Origin of the sequence: Caballeronia cordobensis (assembly GCF_001544575.2) — a bacterium.
Classification (GTDB): Bacteria; Pseudomonadota; Gammaproteobacteria; order Burkholderiales; family Burkholderiaceae; genus Caballeronia; species Caballeronia cordobensis.
Genome location: NZ_FCNY02000002.1, coordinates 379,127 through 397,677, shown reverse-complemented (window position 1 = coordinate 397,677; position 18,551 = coordinate 379,127). Strand labels below are relative to the sequence as shown.

Annotated in this window: 23 protein-coding genes and 1 tRNA gene; 12 read left to right on the top strand and 12 right to left on the bottom strand. The window is 63.0% G+C overall.

Features of this window, described 5'->3' with window-relative positions; all coding sequences use genetic code 11:
- Nucleotides 1–142 precede the first annotated feature (142 nt).
- A complete protein-coding gene (locus AWB70_RS05480; protein WP_014191089.1) occupies nucleotides 143–403 on the top strand; it encodes a hypothetical protein in 261 nt (86 codons plus the stop codon).
- Here the strand turns inward: AWB70_RS05480 and AWB70_RS05475 are convergent, their stop codons facing one another.
- Both AWB70_RS05475 and bamC read right to left on the bottom strand, forming a co-directional pair.
- Nucleotides 404–694 carry a putative quinol monooxygenase gene (locus AWB70_RS05475; protein WP_014191088.1) on the bottom strand — a complete coding sequence of 97 codons (291 nt, stop codon included), beginning with the start codon at nucleotides 692–694 and terminating at the stop codon, nucleotides 404–406. It abuts the gene before it with no gap.
- Between the two features lie 468 nt (nucleotides 695–1,162).
- Entirely contained in the window at nucleotides 1,163–2,380 is a 1,218-nt protein-coding gene (gene bamC / locus AWB70_RS05470) for an NlpB/DapX family lipoprotein (protein WP_053567959.1), read from the bottom strand.
- A gap of 405 nt (nucleotides 2,381–2,785) precedes the next feature.
- Here bamC and AWB70_RS05465 point away from each other — a divergent pair, with 405 nt between their 5' ends.
- Nucleotides 2,786–3,247, top strand: a complete 462-nt coding sequence (locus AWB70_RS05465; RefSeq protein ID WP_082378042.1) for a DUF2844 domain-containing protein — start codon at nucleotides 2,786–2,788, stop codon at nucleotides 3,245–3,247.
- Nucleotides 3,248–3,257: 10 nt separating this feature from the next.
- Nucleotides 3,258–4,541 (top strand): DUF3443 domain-containing protein, encoded by a 1,284-nt coding sequence (locus AWB70_RS05460; RefSeq protein ID WP_053567958.1) that lies wholly within the window; start codon nucleotides 3,258–3,260, stop codon nucleotides 4,539–4,541.
- A 64-nt stretch (nucleotides 4,542–4,605) separates the two neighbouring features.
- On the opposite strand, the gene pcaC is transcribed toward AWB70_RS05460, so the two are convergent.
- The 6 genes from pcaC to AWB70_RS05430 are packed head-to-tail and all read right to left on the bottom strand — an operon-like array spanning nucleotide 4,606 to nucleotide 9,748.
- Complete coding sequence (gene pcaC / locus AWB70_RS05455; protein WP_014191084.1) at nucleotides 4,606–4,989, bottom strand: 4-carboxymuconolactone decarboxylase; 384 nt, start codon at nucleotides 4,987–4,989, stop codon at nucleotides 4,606–4,608.
- Between the two features lie 2 nt (nucleotides 4,990–4,991).
- On the bottom strand, nucleotides 4,992–5,780 hold the full coding sequence (pcaD, locus tag AWB70_RS05450; protein WP_053567957.1) for a 3-oxoadipate enol-lactonase: 789 nt from the start codon (nucleotides 5,778–5,780) through the stop codon (nucleotides 4,992–4,994).
- Nucleotides 5,781–5,784: 4 nt separating this feature from the next.
- Nucleotides 5,785–7,146: a 3-carboxy-cis,cis-muconate cycloisomerase gene (locus AWB70_RS05445; protein ID WP_053567956.1), complete on the bottom strand. Its 1,362-nt coding sequence runs from the start codon at nucleotides 7,144–7,146 to the stop codon at nucleotides 5,785–5,787.
- A 4-nt stretch (nucleotides 7,147–7,150) separates the two neighbouring features.
- Nucleotides 7,151–8,353 carry a 3-oxoadipyl-CoA thiolase gene (gene pcaF / locus AWB70_RS05440; RefSeq protein ID WP_053567955.1) on the bottom strand — a complete coding sequence of 401 codons (1,203 nt, stop codon included), beginning with the start codon at nucleotides 8,351–8,353 and terminating at the stop codon, nucleotides 7,151–7,153.
- A gap of 21 nt (nucleotides 8,354–8,374) precedes the next feature.
- A complete protein-coding gene (locus AWB70_RS05435) occupies nucleotides 8,375–9,031 on the bottom strand; it encodes a 3-oxoacid CoA-transferase subunit B (RefSeq protein WP_053567954.1) in 657 nt (218 codons plus the stop codon).
- A 12-nt stretch (nucleotides 9,032–9,043) separates the two neighbouring features.
- Nucleotides 9,044–9,748: a 3-oxoacid CoA-transferase subunit A gene (locus AWB70_RS05430; protein WP_014191079.1), complete on the bottom strand. Its 705-nt coding sequence runs from the start codon at nucleotides 9,746–9,748 to the stop codon at nucleotides 9,044–9,046.
- Nucleotides 9,749–9,929: 181 nt separating this feature from the next.
- Here AWB70_RS05430 and AWB70_RS05425 point away from each other — a divergent pair, with 181 nt between their 5' ends.
- A complete protein-coding gene (locus tag AWB70_RS05425; protein WP_053567953.1) occupies nucleotides 9,930–10,745 on the top strand; it encodes an IclR family transcriptional regulator in 816 nt (271 codons plus the stop codon).
- 24 nt (nucleotides 10,746–10,769) lie between these two features.
- The gene (locus tag AWB70_RS05420) at nucleotides 10,770–11,693 is read left to right on the top strand and encodes a LysR family transcriptional regulator (RefSeq protein WP_053567952.1); all 924 of its coding nucleotides are present in this window, start codon (nucleotides 10,770–10,772) and stop codon (nucleotides 11,691–11,693) included.
- Nucleotides 11,694–11,696: 3 nt separating this feature from the next.
- Here the strand turns inward: AWB70_RS05420 and AWB70_RS05415 are convergent, their stop codons facing one another.
- Nucleotides 11,697–12,110, bottom strand: a complete 414-nt coding sequence (locus AWB70_RS05415) for a DoxX family protein (protein WP_053567951.1) — start codon at nucleotides 12,108–12,110, stop codon at nucleotides 11,697–11,699.
- A gap of 103 nt (nucleotides 12,111–12,213) precedes the next feature.
- Between AWB70_RS05415 and AWB70_RS05410 the strand changes: the two genes are divergently transcribed.
- The 7 genes from AWB70_RS05410 to AWB70_RS05380 all read left to right on the top strand — a co-directional run bounded on the left by AWB70_RS05410 (nucleotide 12,214) and on the right by AWB70_RS05380 (nucleotide 17,280).
- Complete coding sequence (locus AWB70_RS05410) at nucleotides 12,214–13,104, top strand: LysR family transcriptional regulator (protein ID WP_014191075.1); 891 nt, start codon at nucleotides 12,214–12,216, stop codon at nucleotides 13,102–13,104.
- Nucleotides 13,105–13,246: 142 nt separating this feature from the next.
- Nucleotides 13,247–13,663 carry a hypothetical protein gene (locus AWB70_RS05405; protein WP_053567950.1) on the top strand — a complete coding sequence of 139 codons (417 nt, stop codon included), beginning with the start codon at nucleotides 13,247–13,249 and terminating at the stop codon, nucleotides 13,661–13,663.
- Between the two features lie 75 nt (nucleotides 13,664–13,738).
- Nucleotides 13,739–13,815 (top strand) — tRNA-Pro (locus AWB70_RS05400).
- A gap of 171 nt (nucleotides 13,816–13,986) precedes the next feature.
- Nucleotides 13,987–14,856 carry a hypothetical protein gene (locus tag AWB70_RS05395; protein WP_053567949.1) on the top strand — a complete coding sequence of 290 codons (870 nt, stop codon included), beginning with the start codon at nucleotides 13,987–13,989 and terminating at the stop codon, nucleotides 14,854–14,856.
- Between the two features lie 242 nt (nucleotides 14,857–15,098).
- The gene (locus AWB70_RS05390; protein ID WP_053567948.1) at nucleotides 15,099–15,383 is read left to right on the top strand and encodes a hypothetical protein; all 285 of its coding nucleotides are present in this window, start codon (nucleotides 15,099–15,101) and stop codon (nucleotides 15,381–15,383) included.
- 106 nt (nucleotides 15,384–15,489) lie between these two features.
- The gene (locus AWB70_RS05385) at nucleotides 15,490–16,002 is read left to right on the top strand and encodes a hypothetical protein (RefSeq protein WP_053567947.1); all 513 of its coding nucleotides are present in this window, start codon (nucleotides 15,490–15,492) and stop codon (nucleotides 16,000–16,002) included.
- Nucleotides 16,003–16,176: 174 nt separating this feature from the next.
- On the top strand, nucleotides 16,177–17,280 hold the full coding sequence (locus AWB70_RS05380) for an acyltransferase family protein (RefSeq protein ID WP_053567946.1): 1,104 nt from the start codon (nucleotides 16,177–16,179) through the stop codon (nucleotides 17,278–17,280).
- A gap of 153 nt (nucleotides 17,281–17,433) precedes the next feature.
- Here the strand turns inward: AWB70_RS05380 and AWB70_RS05370 are convergent, their stop codons facing one another.
- From AWB70_RS05370 to AWB70_RS05360, 3 genes are read right to left on the bottom strand one after another with little or no spacing between them, the layout of a single operon-like run.
- Complete coding sequence (locus tag AWB70_RS05370) at nucleotides 17,434–17,799, bottom strand: hypothetical protein (RefSeq protein ID WP_075644212.1); 366 nt, start codon at nucleotides 17,797–17,799, stop codon at nucleotides 17,434–17,436.
- Nucleotides 17,793–18,272, bottom strand: coding sequence for a glycoside hydrolase family 24 protein (locus AWB70_RS05365; RefSeq protein WP_053567943.1), 480 nt, complete (start codon nucleotides 18,270–18,272; stop codon nucleotides 17,793–17,795). Before AWB70_RS05365 ends, AWB70_RS05370 begins: the two co-directional genes overlap by 7 nt.
- Nucleotides 18,253–18,543 (bottom strand): DUF7940 domain-containing protein, encoded by a 291-nt coding sequence (locus tag AWB70_RS05360; RefSeq protein WP_053567942.1) that lies wholly within the window; start codon nucleotides 18,541–18,543, stop codon nucleotides 18,253–18,255. The genes AWB70_RS05365 and AWB70_RS05360 overlap by 20 nt, the downstream gene beginning before the upstream one ends.
- Between the last annotated feature and the right edge of the window lie 8 nt (nucleotides 18,544–18,551).

Sequence of the window (18,551 nt, the reverse complement as noted above, 5' to 3'; positions counted from 1 at the left end):
CTTCGGCGCACGGTGAAACGAGCGGCCCGCGGGCCGCTTTTTCGTTCGACGCGCCTCATGGATCGCGCACGGCGTGTGCTACATTGCGCATCGTCTTTTCAACGATTCAACCGTGGAGCGCACTCACCGTGCGAACGACAGCATGAGCAATATCCAGCTCGATATCGAATGGACCGAAGCGGCATCGCGCAAAATCGAAAAACTGATGCCGCGCAACGCGAACAAGGACGCGCTTCTGGCGCTGCCGCCCGTGGAGTGCCTGCCGGTGGAAGGCGACGTGCTTTTTCTCGGACCGGCCGGCAAGCAGCAGCCGTTCATCGTCGCGGAGCGCCAGTATCATCACGACGGCGACGCCGACTGGACCATCGTCCTCATTCTCGACGTTCCGCACGAAACGCACTAATCAGAGAATCTTGCTCGCGACGCGCACTTCGGTGTGCTCGCACAGATCGGGCGCTTTTGCGCGAAACGCCTGAATATGCGCCGACTCGCCGTGCTTCGCGAGCGCGGCCTCGCTCTCCCAGCGCTCGACGAAAATAAAGCGCCGCGGCTCCGTGATGTCGCGGTGCAAGTCGTACTGCAGCGCGCCCGCCTCCTTTCGCGTCGGCGCGACGTTGGCTTCGAGCACCTGCCTCAATTCCTCTTCCCTGCCCGGCTTCGCGACCAGAATGGCGACGACGGCGACTTCCGACATGGCGTTTCTCCTCTATCCAATTGACGATGAAAGCAGGAGCATAACGGCGCTCGCCGGAGCCCGCTGAAACGCGCCAGGAAAAAATCAAAGAAAAAGCCCGCGTTCCAATTGAAACGCGGGCGAAAACCGTCGCCCTACGAGGATAGGCGACGGGGCCATCGGGGTTCGCGCGTGGCGAACCGATCATCTGCTTGTCTAGGCGGTGGCGCGCCGGGTCAGCGCGCTTTCGGTGAACGTTCGGGCGGCGTGTCGCGCCATTGATGCAATGTACTGTCCGCGCGCCGATTTCTATAAGCTTTTGCGCACATTCGGCGATAGAAAGAATTGTCTGCGCAATTCGCGGGCGAGTCTCGCATTTCTGTGCATGCTGAAGAGATGCTCGCGACCATCGTTTGCGCGAGAAAAAAGACGCAAAAAAACCGCCTCGCGAAGGAGGCGGTTCGTTTCAAATCGTGCCCGGAAGAACGATTAGCTGATTTGGTCAGCGAGCAAGGCCATGATCTGACGCGCTTGCGGCGACGAATCGACGTCGCCCTTGTCGTCGACCACCGCGATACGCGTCTGCTGCTCGGTGACGGCGCGCACGTTGACCTGATACTGCTTCGCTTTCATCTCCTTGCGGCCGTGGAAGACCTGGCTCCAGAAGCCCTGTTCCGCCGACGACTTGTCCGTCGGATCGACGTAGCGCACGTAGTAGACGCCCTTGTTGCGGTCGCGGTCGTCCACCGTGAAGTTGGCGCGATCGAGCGCGATGCCCACGCGCAGCCACGCGCGATCGTAAGCTTCCGGCAAGGTCAGCTGCGACGTCGTGGCTTCGGGCACGACCTCGTTGCGGATCGGCGAGTTGCCCGCGAGCGCGACGTTCTGCGCGGCGACCGATGCGGCCTTCGCATCGCCGCCCTTCGCGGCTTGCGCGCCGGCGGCCGGAGCCGGCGCCGGTGCCGGTGCGTCCAGCGGCGTCGCGCCGCCTGACGCGACGCGCTGATCGGCCAGCGCGAGCGAGGACATCAGCCGCTTCAGGTATTCGTTCTCGAGCGCCGGATCGTTCGGACGCGCCTGCCATTGGCTCGAATCGTTGTTCACGCCCGTCAGCGCTTCACGCATGCCCTTCTGGCTGATGAACACGTAGGTGCCGCCGCTGGGCGCGGTTTCGAGGCGCGTGCGGTACTTGTTGCGCTCGGCCGTGACGTACGAGTTGCCGGTCGCCTTCGCGAGCGTGTCGCGAATCAGGCCGTCGGAAATTTGCGGATGGGTTTCGTTCCAGTCCGTTTCCATTACGCCTTTGTCGCGCTGATCGACGACGAGCAGAAAGCCCTGCTCCTGCCAGAAACGGCGGACCTGCGGCCAGACCTGATCGGGCGTCTTGCCGTCGATGACGAGCCAGCGCTCGGTGCCGTCGCGCTGAACGTGCATGCCCGAGACGGGCGGCACCACCGTGGGCGCGTTCGGTGCGACTTTCTGAATCTGTTGCAGATCGGACAGCGTTGCCTGACCGCCCTGCGGCGGCAGCGAACGCTGGTCGGCCGCTTCGTCGAGCAGATTCGGCGGCACGGCGAGAGACACCTGCTTCGAACGCTGATCGCTCTTGTAATTGAATGCGTTGGGATTGGACGAGCCGCATCCCGCCACGATTCCAGCCACCGCGAACAGCGCAGCCATCCGCTTGGTCACACGAAAATCTGTCATTTGGAGAAGTCCTTCCGCTACGCCACGGGCGTTCTTCCGTGGATCAACCCGTTATTTTACCGGTCCCGCGCCGCGCCGTGAAAAAAAGAGGTCCGGCGGCTGCGCGCGCCGCTTCTTTTGCTAACTTGCTTTCAGACGCAAAAATATGACGACGCGCAATCACTTGGCGCACCCACGCCTCTTATTTAAGACTTATCTGGTTGAAATGACAATTTGTGACATTCAACGAAATCGGCAATTTGCTCTTTCGTTTCCCGCAACCTGCTGATTCGTAACGGGCTTTCCGCTCTCCCTCGCATCCAGGCACGTTTTGCGGGCACGCGTCCCTCTGTATCGCTTTGCTTGCTCTTCCCACTAGAATTTCATCTCAAAATAAAAAGAGTCCTAAATAACGGAGAGAAAGCAGTGAAGAAAAACAGCATTCCTTACTACGCGGCGACCGGCCTCGCCATGCTGGCGATTGGCACGACATCGCCCGCCCACGCTCAGCTCGGTGCGACCGGGCGCGCCGTGAACGCGCCGCAGGGCGATGCCCTGGTCCGGCTTCAGGGCGGGCTCGTGCAATATCACGAGGCGACCGACGCGCATGGCATCGTCGTGCGCGAATACGTCGATTCGAACGGCGACGTCTACGCGGTTTCCTGGCGCGGCCCCGCGATGGCAAATGTCCAGGCGCTGCTCGGCACGTATTTCGACACGTTCCGCGAAGGCGCGAGTGCGTCGGCGGGCGATGCCGGTTTGCATACGGCGCACGTCGTGCGAGGCGATCTCGTCGTCGAGAACCACGTGCGGCTGCGCGAGTTCAGCGGCCGCGCCTGGCTCACGAGCGCGCTGCCGCCGGGCGTGAGCGCCGCGGATATCGAGTAGGAGACCGACGATGATCACACGCTCCCTGCTCTCGACGATCGCGCTTTGCGCCCTGCTCCAGGCCTGCGGAGGCGGCGGCTCGAACGGCGGCTCGTCCGCCCCGGCCACGCCGGCCGCCCCGGCGGCCACCGCGAGCACGCCCCTGGCGGCAAGCGCGCCCGCGTCCGCCAGCCCGGCATCCGCGCCGAATGCCGACACGACCGTGGCGCAATCGACGACGCCCAACGTCCAGACAATCCAGGTCACGCGCACGCCCACCAGCACGCGCAACATGCTGCAAACCAGCGTGACGATCTGCGTGCCCGGCACGAGCAACTGTCAGACCATCGACAACATTCAAGTCGATACCGGTTCGCACGGGCTGCGCGTGCTGGCGTCCGCGCTCAATCCGTCGATCGCGCTGCCGCTCGTCGCGGGCAGCAACGCGAACGCCGTCATCGCGGAATGCGCGGTGTTCGGCACGGGCTATACGTGGGGCGCGGTGCGCAAGGCCGATGTGCGCATGGCCGGCCACGTCGCGAGTTCGACCTCCGTGCAGTTGATCGCCGACAGCGCCGCGCCGAACGCCGCGCAGGACTGCAGCCAGTCCGGCCTGCCGATGCTCGGCGCGTCCTCGCTGCGCGGCAACGGCATTCTCGGCGTCGGGCCGTTCACCGCGGACTGCGGCGCGGGCTGCGCGGCGTCCGCGATGCCGCGCTGGTATTACAGCTGCACCTCGGGCAATTGCGTCGCGACCACGCTGGCGGTGGCCCAGCAGGTGACGAATCCGGTCGCGAACTTCGCCGCCGACAACAACGGCGTGCTGATCGAGCTGCCGGACGTGCCGGATGGCGGCGCTTCGTCGGTGACAGGGACGATGACCTTCGGCATCGGCTCGCAGTCGAACAATCTGCTCGGCTCGGCGGTCGTGCTCAAGTCGAGTTCGTCGTCCGGTTACGTGACGACCGAGTTCGACGGCAGTCAGTACCGGTCGAGCTTCATCGACAGCGGATCGAACGGCGTCTTCTTTCCCTCGACGGCGCTCGCCCGCTGCGGCGTGTGGTATTGCCCTTCGTCACCGCAAACGCTCGCCGCGACCATCGTTTCGCAAAGCGGCGCGCAAAGCGCGGTCAGCTTCACGGTCGCGCAATCGACGGCGCTCTTCGGCACCGGCAACTACGCCTTCGACAATCTCGCCGGGCCGGCGAGCGGCTACTTCGACTGGGGCTTGCCGTTCTTCTACGGACGTCGGGTGTTCACGGCGCTCGCCGGACGGCCGACGCCCGCCGGCGCCGGTCCCTACTACGCGTTCTGAAGATGCAAAAAAGCCGTCTGCGCAAACCGCGCAGACGGCTTCATCGACCAGCAGAAGTCAGCACTTACGCCTTGCGTTCTTCGTCGAAGATTTTCTGCGCAAGATGGAAGGCGGAATTCGCGGCCGGCACGCCGCAATACACCGCCGTCTGCAGCAGCACTTCCTTGATCTCGTCCTGCGTCACGCCATTGTTTTTCGCGGCGCGCAAGTGCAGCGCGAGTTCCTCGCTGCGATTGAGCGCGACCATCATCGCGATGGTGAGAAGGCTGCGCGTGTGGCGCGGCAGGCCGTCGCGCGTCCAGATTTCGCCCCACGCATAGCGCGTGATGAAATTCTGGAACTCCGTCGTCAGTTCCGTGCGGTTCTCGAGCGAGCGGTCCACGTGCGCGTCGGACAGCACCGCGCGGCGCACCTTCATGCCGGCTTCATAACGTTCGTCGTCGGTCATCGTTATTCTCCGAGGAAGTCGAGGACGGCGCGCGTGTAGTCGTCGCGTTTTTCGATGTTCGACAGATGCGCCGCGTCCAGTTCGATATAGCGCGAGCCTTCGATATAGCCCGCGAGTTCGCGGCCCTGCTCGGCCGTCGTCGAGAGATCGTGCGTGCCGGCGATCACCAGGACCGGCAGCGTGATCGTCTTCGCTTCGCCGCGCAGGTCGGCGTCGCGGATCGCCTCGCAGTTCGACGCGTAGCCGTCGCCCGAGGTATGACGGAACACGTCGCGGATATTCGTCATTTCGAGCGCTTCGCGTTCCATGAACGGCGCGGTGAACCAGCGCGCGATGACGGCGTCGGTCAGCGCGGGCATGCCGCCCGGCTCGCGCGCTTTCGCCGCGCGCGGCGTCCAGACGGCGTCCGAGCCGATCAGCGCGGCGGTGTTCGAGAGCACGACGCGTGCGAAGCGCGCCGGATGACGGGCGGCCAGGCCGATGCCGGTCAGCCCGCCCATCGACAGGCCGCAGTAATTCGCGCGCTCGATCTTGAGATGATCCATCAGGCCGATCACGTCGCCGACCAGTTGATCGATCGTGTACGGCCCCGGCGGCACGTCCGAATGGCCGTGGCCGCGCGTGTCGTAGCGCAACACGCGATAGTGCTTGGCGAACGCCTCGATGTTCGGCGTCCACATCGAGACATCGGCGCCGAGCGAATTCGACAGCACGAGCCACGGGGCGTCGTCGCCCGCGGTGACATCGACGCGATAGTGAAGTCGCGTTCCGTTGACTTCGGCAAGAGGCATGGTTTTACCGCTCCTGTTTTTTCGAATGGGCGATTGCGGCGTCGACGAAGGCCTGGGCCTGGCCGACGTAGTTCGCCGGGTCGAGCAATGACTTGAGTTGATCCTGCGACAGATGACGCGCGACGGTTTCATCGGCGGCGAGCGCGTCGAAAAGCGGCGTGCCGTTCGCGACCGACGCCTTCGATGCGCCTTCCACCAGCTTGTGCGCATCCAGCCGGCCGATGGCGTCGCCGAGCGCGAGCATCACCGCTTCGCCGAGAATCAGGCCATTCGTGATGCGCAGGTTCGCGGCGAGCCGTTCGGCGTTGATTTCCATCGACGGAACGATCGCGTTGATGTTGCTCAACGCGCCCGCCGTCAGACGCGCGAGATCGGGCAGCGCTTCCCATTCGGCCTGCCAGCCGCCGAGCGCGCGCTCGTGCTCCTGAACCATGCCGGCGAAAATCGTCGCCACGAGATTCGGCGCGCGCGTCGCCGCGGTCAGCACCGCCGCGCAGCCGACGGGATTGCGCTTGTGCGGCATCGTCGACGAGCCGCCCTTGCCCGCCGCCGCCGGTTCCGCGACTTCGCCGAGTTCGGTCTGCATCATCAGCGAGACGTCGCGCGCGATCTTTCCGAGCGTGCCCGTCAGCATGCCGAGAAACGAGGCGGCCTCGGCAATGCGATCGCGCTGCGTATGCCACGGCAACGCGGGCAGCGTGAGCTTCAGGTCGTCCGCGAGCGCTTGCGCGACCAATGAACCTTTGTCGCGCAGGCTCGCGAGCGTACCCGCCGCGCCGCCGAACTGAAGCACGAGGGCGCGCGCTTTCAGTTCGCCGAGCCGCTCACGATGGCGCGTTACCGCATCGAGCCATTGCGCGAACTTGAGACCGAGCGTGATCGGCAGCGCTTGCTGAAGCCACGTGCGGCCGATCATCGGCGTCGCTTTGTGCGCCTGTGCCTGTTGCGCGAGCGCGCCCGACAGCGAACGCAGATCCGCATCGATCAGATCGAGCGCCGCGCGCAGTTGCAGCACGACGCCCGTGTCGATGATGTCCTGGCTCGTCGCGCCCCAATGCACGTACTTCGCGGCTTCGGCATCGCGCGCCTTCACGACGGCGGTGAGCTGCTTGACGAGCGGAATCGCGAGATTGCCGCCCGCGGCCGCGCCGGTCATCAGCGCGTCGGCGTCGAGGTTGTCGGCGTTGCACGCGGCGACGATGGCGTCCACCGCGCTCGCCGGGATCACGCCGTGCAGCGCCGACGCGCGCGCGAGCGCGGCTTCGACGTCGAGCATCGCCTGCACGGTCGCGCGCGGCGACCACACGGCGTTCGCCGCGGCGTTGCCGCAGATCAGATCCGTCAAACGTCCGTTGGCGTCGAACATGCCGTCAGACACGCTCGATGATCATCGCGATACCCTGGCCCACGCCGATGCACATCGTGCACAGCGCGAAGCGGCCGCCGGTGCGCTGGAGCTGATAGCTCGCGGTCGTCACGAGCCGCGCGCCCGACGCGCCGAGCGGATGGCCGAGCGCGATCGCGCCGCCATTCGGATTGACGCGGGGATCGTCGTCGGCGACGCCGAGCATGCGCAGCGTGGCGAGCCCTTGCGAGGCGAAGGCTTCGTTCAACTCGATCACGTCCATCTGGTCGATGGTCATGCCGAGGCGCTTCAACAGCTTCTGCGACGCCGGACCCGGACCGATGCCCATAACGCGCGGCGGCACGCCGGCGGTGGCGAGGCCGAGAATGCGCGCGCGCGGCGTAAGGCCGTTGCGCTTCGCTGTTTCCTCGTCGGCGATCAGCATCGCGACCGCGCCGTCGTTCACGCCTGACGCGTTGCCGGCCGTCACGCTGCCGTCCGGGCGCACGACGCCCTTCAGCTTCGCGAGCGCTTCGAGGCTCGTTTCACGCGGATGCTCGTCGCGATCGACGACCAGCGCATCGCCCTTTTTCTGCGGAATCGTCACCGCGACGATCTCCTGCGCCAGAGTGCCGTCCTTCTGCGCGCGCGCCGCCTTCTGCTGGCTGCGCAATGCGAACGCGTCCTGATCGGCGCGGCTGATCTTGTAGTCGTCCGCCACGTTCTCGGCGGTTTCGGGCATCGAATCGACGCCGTATTGTTTCTTCATCAGCGGATTGATGAAACGCCAGCCGATGGTCGTGTCGTGAATTTCAGCGGAACGCGAAAACGCGCTCGTCGCCTTGCCCATCACGAAGGGCGCGCGGCTCATGCTTTCGACGCCGCCCGCGATCATGAGGCTCGTCTCGCCCGCCTTGATCGCGCGCGCGGCGACGCCAATCGCGTCCATGCCCGAGCCGCACAGGCGGTTCACCGTCGAGCCGGGCGTGCCGACCGGCAAGCCCGCCAGCAACGCCGACATGCGCGCGACGTTGCGGTTGTCTTCGCCCGCCTGATTCGCGCAGCCATAAATCACTTCGTCGATGGCTTCCCAGTCCACTTCCTTGTTGCGCTCGACGAGCGCACGCAGCGGCACCGCGCCGAGATCGTCGGCGCGCACGGACGAGAGCGAACCGCCGTAGCGGCCGATCGGCGTGCGGATCGCATCACATACGAATGCTTCTTTCATTGTTTATGTCTCCAGGTTCTCTCAGGCGGCCTCGGACAGCGGCGCGTATTGAAGCGGCACCTTGGCCAGCTTCTGCAATTCATCGAACGACAAGCCTTCCACCATCTCGCGCACGACGAAGCCTTCCGGCGTCACGTCGAAGACGGCGAGGTCCGTGTACACGCGGTTCACGCATTCGACGCCCGTCACCGGATACGTGCAGACATCAACTAGCTTGCTTTCGCCCTGCTTCGTGAGCAGTTCCATCATCACGTAGACCTGCTTCGCGCCGATCGCGAGATCCATCGCGCCGCCGACCGCCGGAATCGCGTCGGGCGCGCCGGTGTGCCAGTTCGCGAGATCGCCCGTGGCCGAGACCTGGAACGCGCCGAGCACGCAGAAATCGAGATGGCCGCCGCGCATCATCGCGAACGAATCCGCGTGATGGAAAAACGCGCCGCCCGTCAGAAGCGTGACGTGCTGCTTGCCGGCGTTGATGAGTTCGTCGTCCTCGGCGCCTTTCTCAGGCGCGGGGCCCATGCCGAGCAGCCCGTTTTCGCTGTGCAGGAAGATTTCGCGGTCGGCCGCGAGATGATTGGCGACGAGCGTCGGCACGCCGATGCCGAGGTTCACATACGCGCCTTCGGGAATGTCCGCGGCCACGCGCCTGGCCATTTCGTCACGAGTGAGTTTCTTCATGGCTGCTTTTCCTTAGGCTGCGAGTTCTGCGGCGAGTTGGTCCACATGAGCGGCTTGCGGCACTTCCACGACGCGCTGCACGAAAATGCCCGGCGTCACGATGTTTTCGGGGTCCAGCTCGCCGAGCGGCACGACCTTCGACACCTGCACGATCGCTGTCTTCGCGGCGCTCGCCATGATCGGGCCGAAGTTGCGCGCAGTTTTACGATAGACCAGATTGCCCCAGCGGTCGCCCTTGTAGGCCTTCACGAGCGCGAAATCGGCGTGCAGCGGCGCTTCGAGCACGTAATGCTTGCCGTCGATCACGCGCGTTTCCTTGCCTTCCGCGAGCTTGGTGCCATAACCCGTCGGCGTGAAGAATCCGCCGATGCCCGCGCCCGCCGCGCGGATGCGCTCGGCCAGATTGCCCTGCGGCACGAGTTCCAGTTCGATTTCGCCCGCGCGGTAGAGCGCGTCGAACACATGCGAATCGGTCTGGCGCGGGAACGAGCAGATGATCTTGCGCACGCGCTTGGCCTTCAGCAAGGCGGCCAGGCCCGTGTCGCCGTTGCCGGCGTTGTTGTTGACGATCGTGAGTTCGCGGGCGCCCTGCTCGATGAGCGCGTCGATCAGCTCGGACGGCATGCCCGCCGTGCCGAATCCGCCGATCATGATGGTCGCTCCGTCATTGACGTCGGCTACGGCCGAGGCGAGCGAATCGAAAATCTTGTTGATCATTGCCGTTCCTGTCTGTCTCGAACTGGGGTTTACCTGCTCGTCAGCACACTTGCGCTGAAATGTTCGTCATGCGAACATGGATTCGTTTAGCGAACATCGGCATGGTAGTCCTGCATTCGTTGTCGTGTCAACGAAGCAAGTGCGAAGTACGGGTTTTTACCGGTGTCTTGAATCGAGGCTTATGAAAAATTCCACTCCAGTCAGCGAAGTCGAGGCGCAAGACACTCCGTCGCGTCCGGGCGATGCCTACGTCCAGTCGTTCGCGCGCGGGCTCGCCGTGATCCGCTCCTTCGATGCGAACCGCCCCGCACAGACGCTGACCGATGTCGCCGCCGCCACCGGCCTGACGCGCGCCGGCGCGCGCCGCATTCTTCTGACGCTGCAGGCGCTCGGCTATGTCGAGGCGGACGGGCGGCTCTTTCAACTGACGCCGAAAATTCTCGATCTCGGCTTCGCCTATCTGACGTCGATGCCGTTCTGGAACCTCGCCGAACCGGTCATGGAGGATCTCGTCGAACAGGTGCATGAGAGCTGTTCGGCGGCGGTCCTGAACGGCGCGGAAATCGTCTACGTGCTGCGCGTGCCGACGCACAAGATCATCACGCAGAATCTGTCGATCGGCAGCCGTCTGCCCGCGTTCTGCACGTCGATGGGCCGGGTGCTGCTCGCCGCGCTCGACGATGCGCGGCTCGACGACGCGCTCGACGCGAGTTCGCTCGTCGCGCGCACGCCGCGCACCATCGTCGATAAGGACGCGCTCAAGGAGGCAATCGCCGTCGTGCGCCGGCAAGGCTGGGCGATCGTCGATCAGGAACTGGAGGAAGGTCTGATTTCGATGTCCGCGCCGATCCGCGACCGCCAGGGGCGCGTGATCGCGGCGCTGAATATCAGCGGCAACGCGCAGCGCAAGAACGCGAAGCAGATGGTGAAGGCATTTCTGGAGCCGCTTCAGGAAGCCGCGCAGCGCGTATCGGACATGGTCGCGCGGCGCGGCTGACGCTCCAACCACGCGCGAGCCAGCATGAACGATCTCGATCTCAACCTGATTCCGTACCTCGTCGCCATCGACGAGACGCGCAACGTAAGCCGCGCCGCCGAACGCCTCGGCGTGAGTCAGCCGCGCGTGTCGACGGCGCTTGCGCGCCTGCGCGAGTACTTCAACGATCCGCTCTTCGTGCGCACCTCGCGCGGCATGGAGCCGACGCCGCGCACCATCGCGCTCGTGCCCGCGGCGCGCGAGGCGCTCGAGCGCATCGAGCGCGGCCTGCTCGACCGGCAGCACTTCGATCCCTCGACGAGCACGGACACGTTTTCGATTGCGCTGTCCGATGTCGGCGAAATCGTGTTTTTGCCGCGGCTCCTGCAGGCGTTCGCGAAGCACGCGCCGGGCGCGAATCTGCGTTCGGTGTCGGCGTCGCACGGCGATGTCGAACGCGGGCTCGAAGCGGGCGAGATCGATCTCGCGGTCGGTTACTTTCCCGATCTGCGCGGCAACAACTTCTTTCAGCAGCGGCTGTTCTCGCATCGCTTCATCTGTCTGATGCGGCGCGATCATCCCTTCGCCAACGAGCCGCTCACGCTCGAGCGCTTTCTTGCATGCGGCCATGCGGTCGTGCGCGCCGAGGGCCGCAGCCAGGAGATTCTGGAGAATCACCTCGACAAGGAGCGCGTCCGGCGTCGCGCCGTGCTCGAAACGCCGCATTTCATGAGCTTGCCGTTCATCCTCTCGCGCACCGACCTGATCGCGACGGTACCGCATGCAATCGGCTTCGCCTACGTCGCCGAGCATGCGTCGATCACGCTCGCCGAGCCGCCGCTTCCGCTGCCGCGCTTCGATCTGAAGCAGCACTGGCATCGCAAGTTTCACAACGACGCGCGCACGATGTGGCTGCGCGGCGTCGTCGCGTCGCTTTTCAACGACGCGCTCGACGAGTGGCCGAAGTGAGCGTCAACGCCGGGCGTCGATGCTCCATGCGCCCGGCCCCGCCGCCGCGATGAACAGATAGATGAACGACAGCAGCACGGCCGGCTCGCCCCCATTCAGAAGCGGCAGAAAGAAGCTGCCCTTCGGCGCGTGACCGATGAAATACGCGAACGCCAGTTCGCCCGACAGCACGAAGGCCGCCGCGCGTGTGAACAGGCCGATCAGCACGAGCGCGCCCCCGACCAGTTCGATGACACCCGCCGCGCCGAGCAGCGAAAAGAGCGGCAAGCCGTCGAACATCGCGATGTGCGGAACATGGAAAAGCTTCGCGCTCGCGTGCGTGAGCACGACATACGACGCGACGATACGCAGCAGCACGTGTGCGTAGCCGGCAAGCGCCGGCGCGCCGGCCGAAGCGGAACGGAATTCAGTAGACATTGCAAACGCTCCTTCGAAAGTGGATTGCGGCAGTCTATGCAGCCATGGTCCGTCGATAAATCCGGCTAACATTAGCGTTTTGTTTCCAGACAGGAAATGATCGATGGATGCTCTGACCAGCTTGCGCGTGTTTCGGGAGGTCGTCGAGGCGGGCAGCTTCGTCAAGGCCGCCGAGCGGCTCGATATCTCGACGGCCATGACGAGCAAGCACGTCGCCAATCTGGAACGGCAGTTGGGCGTGCGCCTTCTGAACCGCACGACGCGCCATCTGAGTCTTACCGAAGCCGGCAGCGTGTACTACGAACAGTGCAGCGAGGCGCTCGATATTCTTCAGGCCGCGGAGGCGGCCGTCGGCGTGCAGACGGCGCAGCCGCAGGGCGTGCTGAAAGTGACCGCGCCGGGCTGGTTCGCGAATCGCAAGTTCGCGGATCTGCTCGTTGCGTATCAGGCGCGCTATCCCGGCGTGCTCGTCGATCTGCGGCTGGAAAACCGCTTCGTCGATCTGGTCGAGGAAGGCTACGACATGGCGATACGCGCGACGTCCGAGCCCTCGCCTTCGCTGATCGTGCGGCCTCTGTGCAAGATGCCCTTCGTGCTCGCGGGCTCGCAGACGTATTCCGAGAAGCATGGCCGCGTGCGGCATCCCGATGATCTCGCGCGGCATCGCTTCGTGCTGCCCACTTACACGAACATCGATTCGGTGACGCTGACCGGTCCGGACGGCGCGTTCGTCGTGAAGAATCAGGCCGTGCTCAAGACCAACGATACATCGATGGCGCTTCAGCTCGTGCGCGCGGGACTCGGGCTCGCGTATTTTCCGGCGTGGATCGTCGAGCCCGAACTGGCGTCGGGCACGCTCGTGCGCGTGCTGCCGGCCTATACGGCCTTCGCACCGTCCGTCTACGCGGTGTACACGAGCCGCAAATACATGACGACGAAAGTGCGGACGTTCATCGACTTTCTGTCGGAGTCGCTGGCCGATCGGCCAATATGATTAGGAATACTCTTATTCTAGCGTCGTTTTCCGCGTGTCATGATCGCGCCGCTTTCGGCTCAGGCGATCGAGTTGCGACAAAAAATGTCAACTTCGCGCCGCCGGGATCGTTCCTGTCACCCGCACGCGAGGCTCGCGCGAAATGGATTTTCCCCTGCTCCCCCTGGCGTTCAATCTGGCATTGCTGGGCATGGCGCTTTTCATCTGCCGCACGTTGAACGCGAGTCAGGCTTCGTTGAGGTGGAACGGCGCGCTGATCTTTCTCGTGCTGTGCATCGCGGCGATGCTGCTGGATTTCACGCTGACGATGGTCTTCGCGTCCGCTCACTTCCATGAGCGCAACCAGTACGACACGTTCGGCTCGCGGCTCGCGTGGGGCGAGCGCATTCCCGCGTATCTGATCCCATGTGCGATCTCGCTCTTGCTGGCCTGGCGGTTCCGCAGGCGTCAGCAGTTCGCGCACGAACGCGCGAATAGGGATGAACGCGGCACTGCCTGGGGCCGCTCAAGGCGCCGCTTCGCTCCAATCGGCATCGATGCGCTCACGCCGCGCGAGTGAATTTGTCGAGTTCTATGGCGAAATGCGTCGAAGCAGTTCTACTATTCGTTTCCCTCTGATATACTTTTGCTCTTTCGGGGCGTAGCGCAGCCTGGTAGCGTACCTGCATGGGGTGCAGGTGGTCGGAGGTTCAAATCCTCTCGCCCCGACCAGATCAAAACCCGCGTTGGCATTGGCTGACGCGGGTTTTTTCTTTTGCGCCGGCTGTATGTAAATACAGTGAATTTTAGGCAGGAAATTAGGCGCGCCTAATACAGCCTCCGCCCTTCCGTGCTACAACTGTACGTCTATACAGTATTGAGTTCGGGCCTTAGGAAGAAAAAATGAGTAACGAGCATCGACTTACCATTGGTGACTTCCTGACGGACGTCCCGCCCGGAGACGCAAGGGAGGTCTCCATCGAAGGGGCCATGAAGGCGAGTAACGGTAACGTTCTTCTCCAGCCAAAGGATCTTTTCCTCAATTGCGAAACCTGCGACGGGAATCGGTATTTCGACCATGATGGCAAGTGGCTTCAATTCCCCGGCGATAAGGGAGAGTCGCTTTCGCTCTTTTGGACTTATCACTGCAAGAATTGTGAGCAAGACTCGAAGACGTTTGCCCTCGTGCTCACCTACCCTGAAGGCTCGAACGCCACTGTTCGCACCGCGATGAAGTTCGGAGAAGCGCCGCCATTCGGAGCGCCACTGCCAAAAAGACTGCTCAGCCTCGCGGGTGGCGAACGGGATTATCTATTGAAGGGCAGGCGCTGCGAAAACCAGGGGCTCGGCATCGCTTCGTTTGCCTATTATCGACGTGTCATTGACGCCCAGAAGAATAAGCTGTTCGATCAGATTATTCGCGTTTGCAAGGAAACCCAGAACGTCCCGGACCTCGTCGCCGAGCTCGAGGCGGCGAAGAGCGAACGCCAATTTACAAGCGCTGTTGACAAGGTAAAAACGGCTCTGCCGGATAATCTTAGGATACGCGGGCATAACCCACTAACGCTGATTTACGACGCCCTGTCGGAAGGCCTTCACGCAGACACAGACGAAGGATGCCTTGAAGATGCGAAAACGATTCGGGTTATCCTCGCAGAGCTAACCGAACGTATCTCGCAGGCACTGAAAGACGACGCCTCGGTTAACGATGCGATCCAGCGCTTACTCGCCAAAAAGCAGGATCGTGAGCGAAAGGACAATGTCAATAGTTGATACCGCGCTCATGCTTTGAATGTCTTGAAGTCATCGAGAACGCTTTGCGGTACATTCATACAGTGCCCGAAGTAGGCGGACGGATCCCAAGATGACGACGATATGGTGCCCTGTCTGCGCGCGGAGGCTCGCGCGCGACGAGTTTCAGCCGGCGGTCGGCGACATGCCGAATCGGTGGGTGTGCGGGGATTGCGATTGCGTCGTCAACGAGTATGACGACGAGTACGAGCAGCCTGAGTGCGATGGGTAAGAACGGAGCCGTTCTTCTTGGCGAGGTCGCCGAGCGCGCGAGCCACATCGAGATAGCGTGCTCGCGCTGCGACCGCAAGGGCCGGTACCGAGTTGCTAAGCTGGTCGCGCGGCTCGGCGAGGACTTCCCGATGACGGACCTCGGCGCCGAGCTGGCGGATTGCCCGCGGCGGAGCATGGCCGCGCATCACGAGCGGTGCGACGTGTATTTCCCGACGCTTGTGCAGATCATGGCTGATGAAGAGCACAGATCCGCTTCGACGAGCGACGACTGCTGAGGGCCGCCGCCAGGTAACAGATAGGCATTCTGGATTCGGGCTATCGGCTCTGACGACCTTAGCGATCCCGTGAAGACGACGACAATTCGAGTATTTGACTGCGACGATGACTGACGAACGCCCTGAACAAACGCAAGCACCAGATAACAGTTGGGTCGGCGCATCCGACGATTTGAGACAAGCACGGTTAAAACATGCCGATCGCCTAGCGACAACATATCAGGAGCTAATTCAGAAGCAGGTTGAGGCGATCTCGAAGTTTTTGCTTCTTGTCAATGCAGGCGGAGCAGCAACCGTCCTTTCCGCAATGGCTCAAGGTGTAGAAGACGACTTCCGCCTCGCGCTGACATTCTTCGTGCTCGGAATTGCCTTTGTCGGGCTGGCAATGGCGTCATCATGGTGGATTTATCAATCCGGTTCTCGCGCCCATGCAAGTCACTTCACACGTCACGTCCAGGGAGAAATCGACTGGCTGGATTACATGAAGGCCATCCAGCCGGAGCATTGGAGTTTTTCCCGGCGGTTGAACGAACGCTGTGCCAATTTTATCTATTGGGCATCTTTCTTCCTCTTCTTGGGTGGTTGCATCGCCGGAGCCTTTTCGATCTGGTGCCACTGAGCCCTACCTTCGCGCGCCGTTTATGCGAACCGCCTAGCGAAGTTGCACGAAGATCTGAATGCGCCGCGTCTCCGTGCGGCCCGCCGACGTCGTGATCGCGCACGCGACGACATCTAATTGGTCCGATCGTTTACGTTAAAATGCGCGGCGTAATTTTCGAGACATGGGTAGAAAATGAAGGGAAGAATCGACGCGCTGACGTCGCTCAGGTTTTTCGCAGCCGCCGCGATCTTCGCTCTGCACGCTGTGCAGATACCGGGCTTCCCCGTAACATCCTTCGGCAGTTTCAACCCTGTCCACGGCGTTTCTTTTTTCTACGTCCTGTCCGGTTTTATCCTGCATTACAACTATCGCGACAAAGAGATTCCGTGGCTTAGGTTCATGGCGCTGCGATTCGCCCGAATCTGGCCGCTGCACCTTTTCGGGCTGGGCCTCGCGCTAGCGCTGCGCTGGTCGGACATCGTGAGTTGGATCCACGCATACGTCTCGCCCGCCTGGCTGTTCGGCATCGTGTTCCTGCTCCAGGCATGGGCGCCGGACAACAATATCTATTTCGCGATCAACGGCGTTTCTTGGTCCATCTCGGTCGAGATGTTTTTTTACGCCTGCTTCGTACCGTTGAGCCTTGGATTCCGCAAGAAACCGTTCATGCTGCTGCTCGGCGCGATAGCGTTTCACGCGATTTATCTCTTCGTGACGCGGAACCACGAGGGGCCGCCCAATCTGATCAACCCCGCGTTTCGCCTATTAGAGTTTGTAATCGGGATAGCGGCAGCTGAGTTAATGACGCGAGCTCGAAGCCGTGGGATAGCTACGAAATTTAGTACTTTCGCTGAGTTCGCTGCGATCTGCATCGTGCTGTGGGCAGACTCGACGACGGGGGCTGTTATCGGCTTCATGCAAGGCAAAGCGACCGACCCCGTGCTCGCGACAATCTATACGATGTGGCCTGACCCGTTTATAGCTGCGTTGTTGGTGGTTTTCGCATCAGGGGCGGGCGCCATGTCCAAAGTACTGGGGTGGAGGCCGCTCATCGTTCTCGGTGAGATTAGCTTCGCCCTATATCTCGTGCATCAGCCAGTGCAGTGGGCCGTTTCGCAGCATCTTCAATCGCTCGGACCAGTCGGGATGCTGATCGCATCCATCGTCGTTTCGCTGGCAGTGTCAGCCGCGGCGCACTACTGGATCGAGAAGCCAATCTACAACGTGGCGGCAGGACGCCTTCGGAAGAAACGGCGAGAAAGCAACGGCCTCGCCACCATCCGAAGGAGTTTTTGAGGGCGCTCGTCATTGCTACGTCAGCGGCCGGTCGGCTTCCAACCGCACTGGGCTGCGCCCGCCCGGTTGTGCGCGAGAATCGCCTTCGCAGTCTCGTCGCTGAGCACATCCGTCGCGCTCACGTAGATCGGCTTCGTCCAGTCGCACGCCGTGTCAACGATTCGGGTCTTGACCTGCACCAACGGCTCCGCGACCGGCGTCTTCACCCGGTCGGCCCCACTCGTTTCGCAGCTCGTCAGCGGCAGAGCCAGCAGGCAGAGCAGCAACGTCGTTTTCCACATGGGTTCTCTCCTTCGAGGCTTCGGCGCCGGTGCGCGCGGCAGCGGCATTGGCTTGCGCTTCGCCGTCACGCGCTTCGGCGACTTGCGTCTTCGCTTGCTGAACTGCAGCATTGGCTTCGGCAACCGTCTGTTTCGCCTCCGCGGCAGCCGTCTTTGCCTGCTGATGGCGCGTGAAGCCGAACACCGCGGCGAGCGCCGCGACGACCCACGGACCGAACTCAAGAATCAGGCTCAACATAAGGTGCCCCCATGGAGGATGTAGGCCGCGCGCAGCGTCTCGACCTTGTGCTGGAACTGGCCGTAGCTGTTGCCGGGCAGGCTCGCCCAGATGTTCGAGCACCTCGCGATTGCGCTCTCGATGCGGCCCGCAACGATGTCGTCGATTGCGCGGCGCTCGCAGATCTGCTGGATGGCGATCTTGTCTTGCGAGATCGGCGAAAAGTCGTGCAGCCCGAGCAGGCGCTTGTACGCGTCGAAGTAGCGCGCGAGCAGCTGGTAACGCCCGGCTGCCGTCGACGCAATGCCGAGGCGCCGCAGCTGCACGAGGCGCCGCGGATGATCCGCATAGCCGACGAAGAGCGCCCCTCCGACGATCACGTTGTAGCCGTCGTCGCTATCAGGGTCGATCGACGTCCCTTCCGAGATGGAAAGCATGTCGAGGAACGCAACGACGTTCTGCCCGCCCGCGTCTTCAGATTTGATCCGCGCCATCGCCGCCCTCCTTCGGGGTGCGCTTCACCGACGTGTAGCGGATTGCGATGAACGACAAGCCGAAGATCGTGTAGGCAATCCACTGCTGCACGTTCTGCGGGATCACGTCGCGCAGTTCGCGCGGCATGCCGGACCACGTTTGCGAGATGAGCGGACCCGCGCCGGCGAGCGCGGTGAACGCGGCGCCGGCGATCACCGTGCCTTTCTTGTGCAGCTTCTGCCAGCCATCGGCCAGCGTGAGCCGTAGTCTGGTGAACGGGATGAGTGGCATAATCGCTC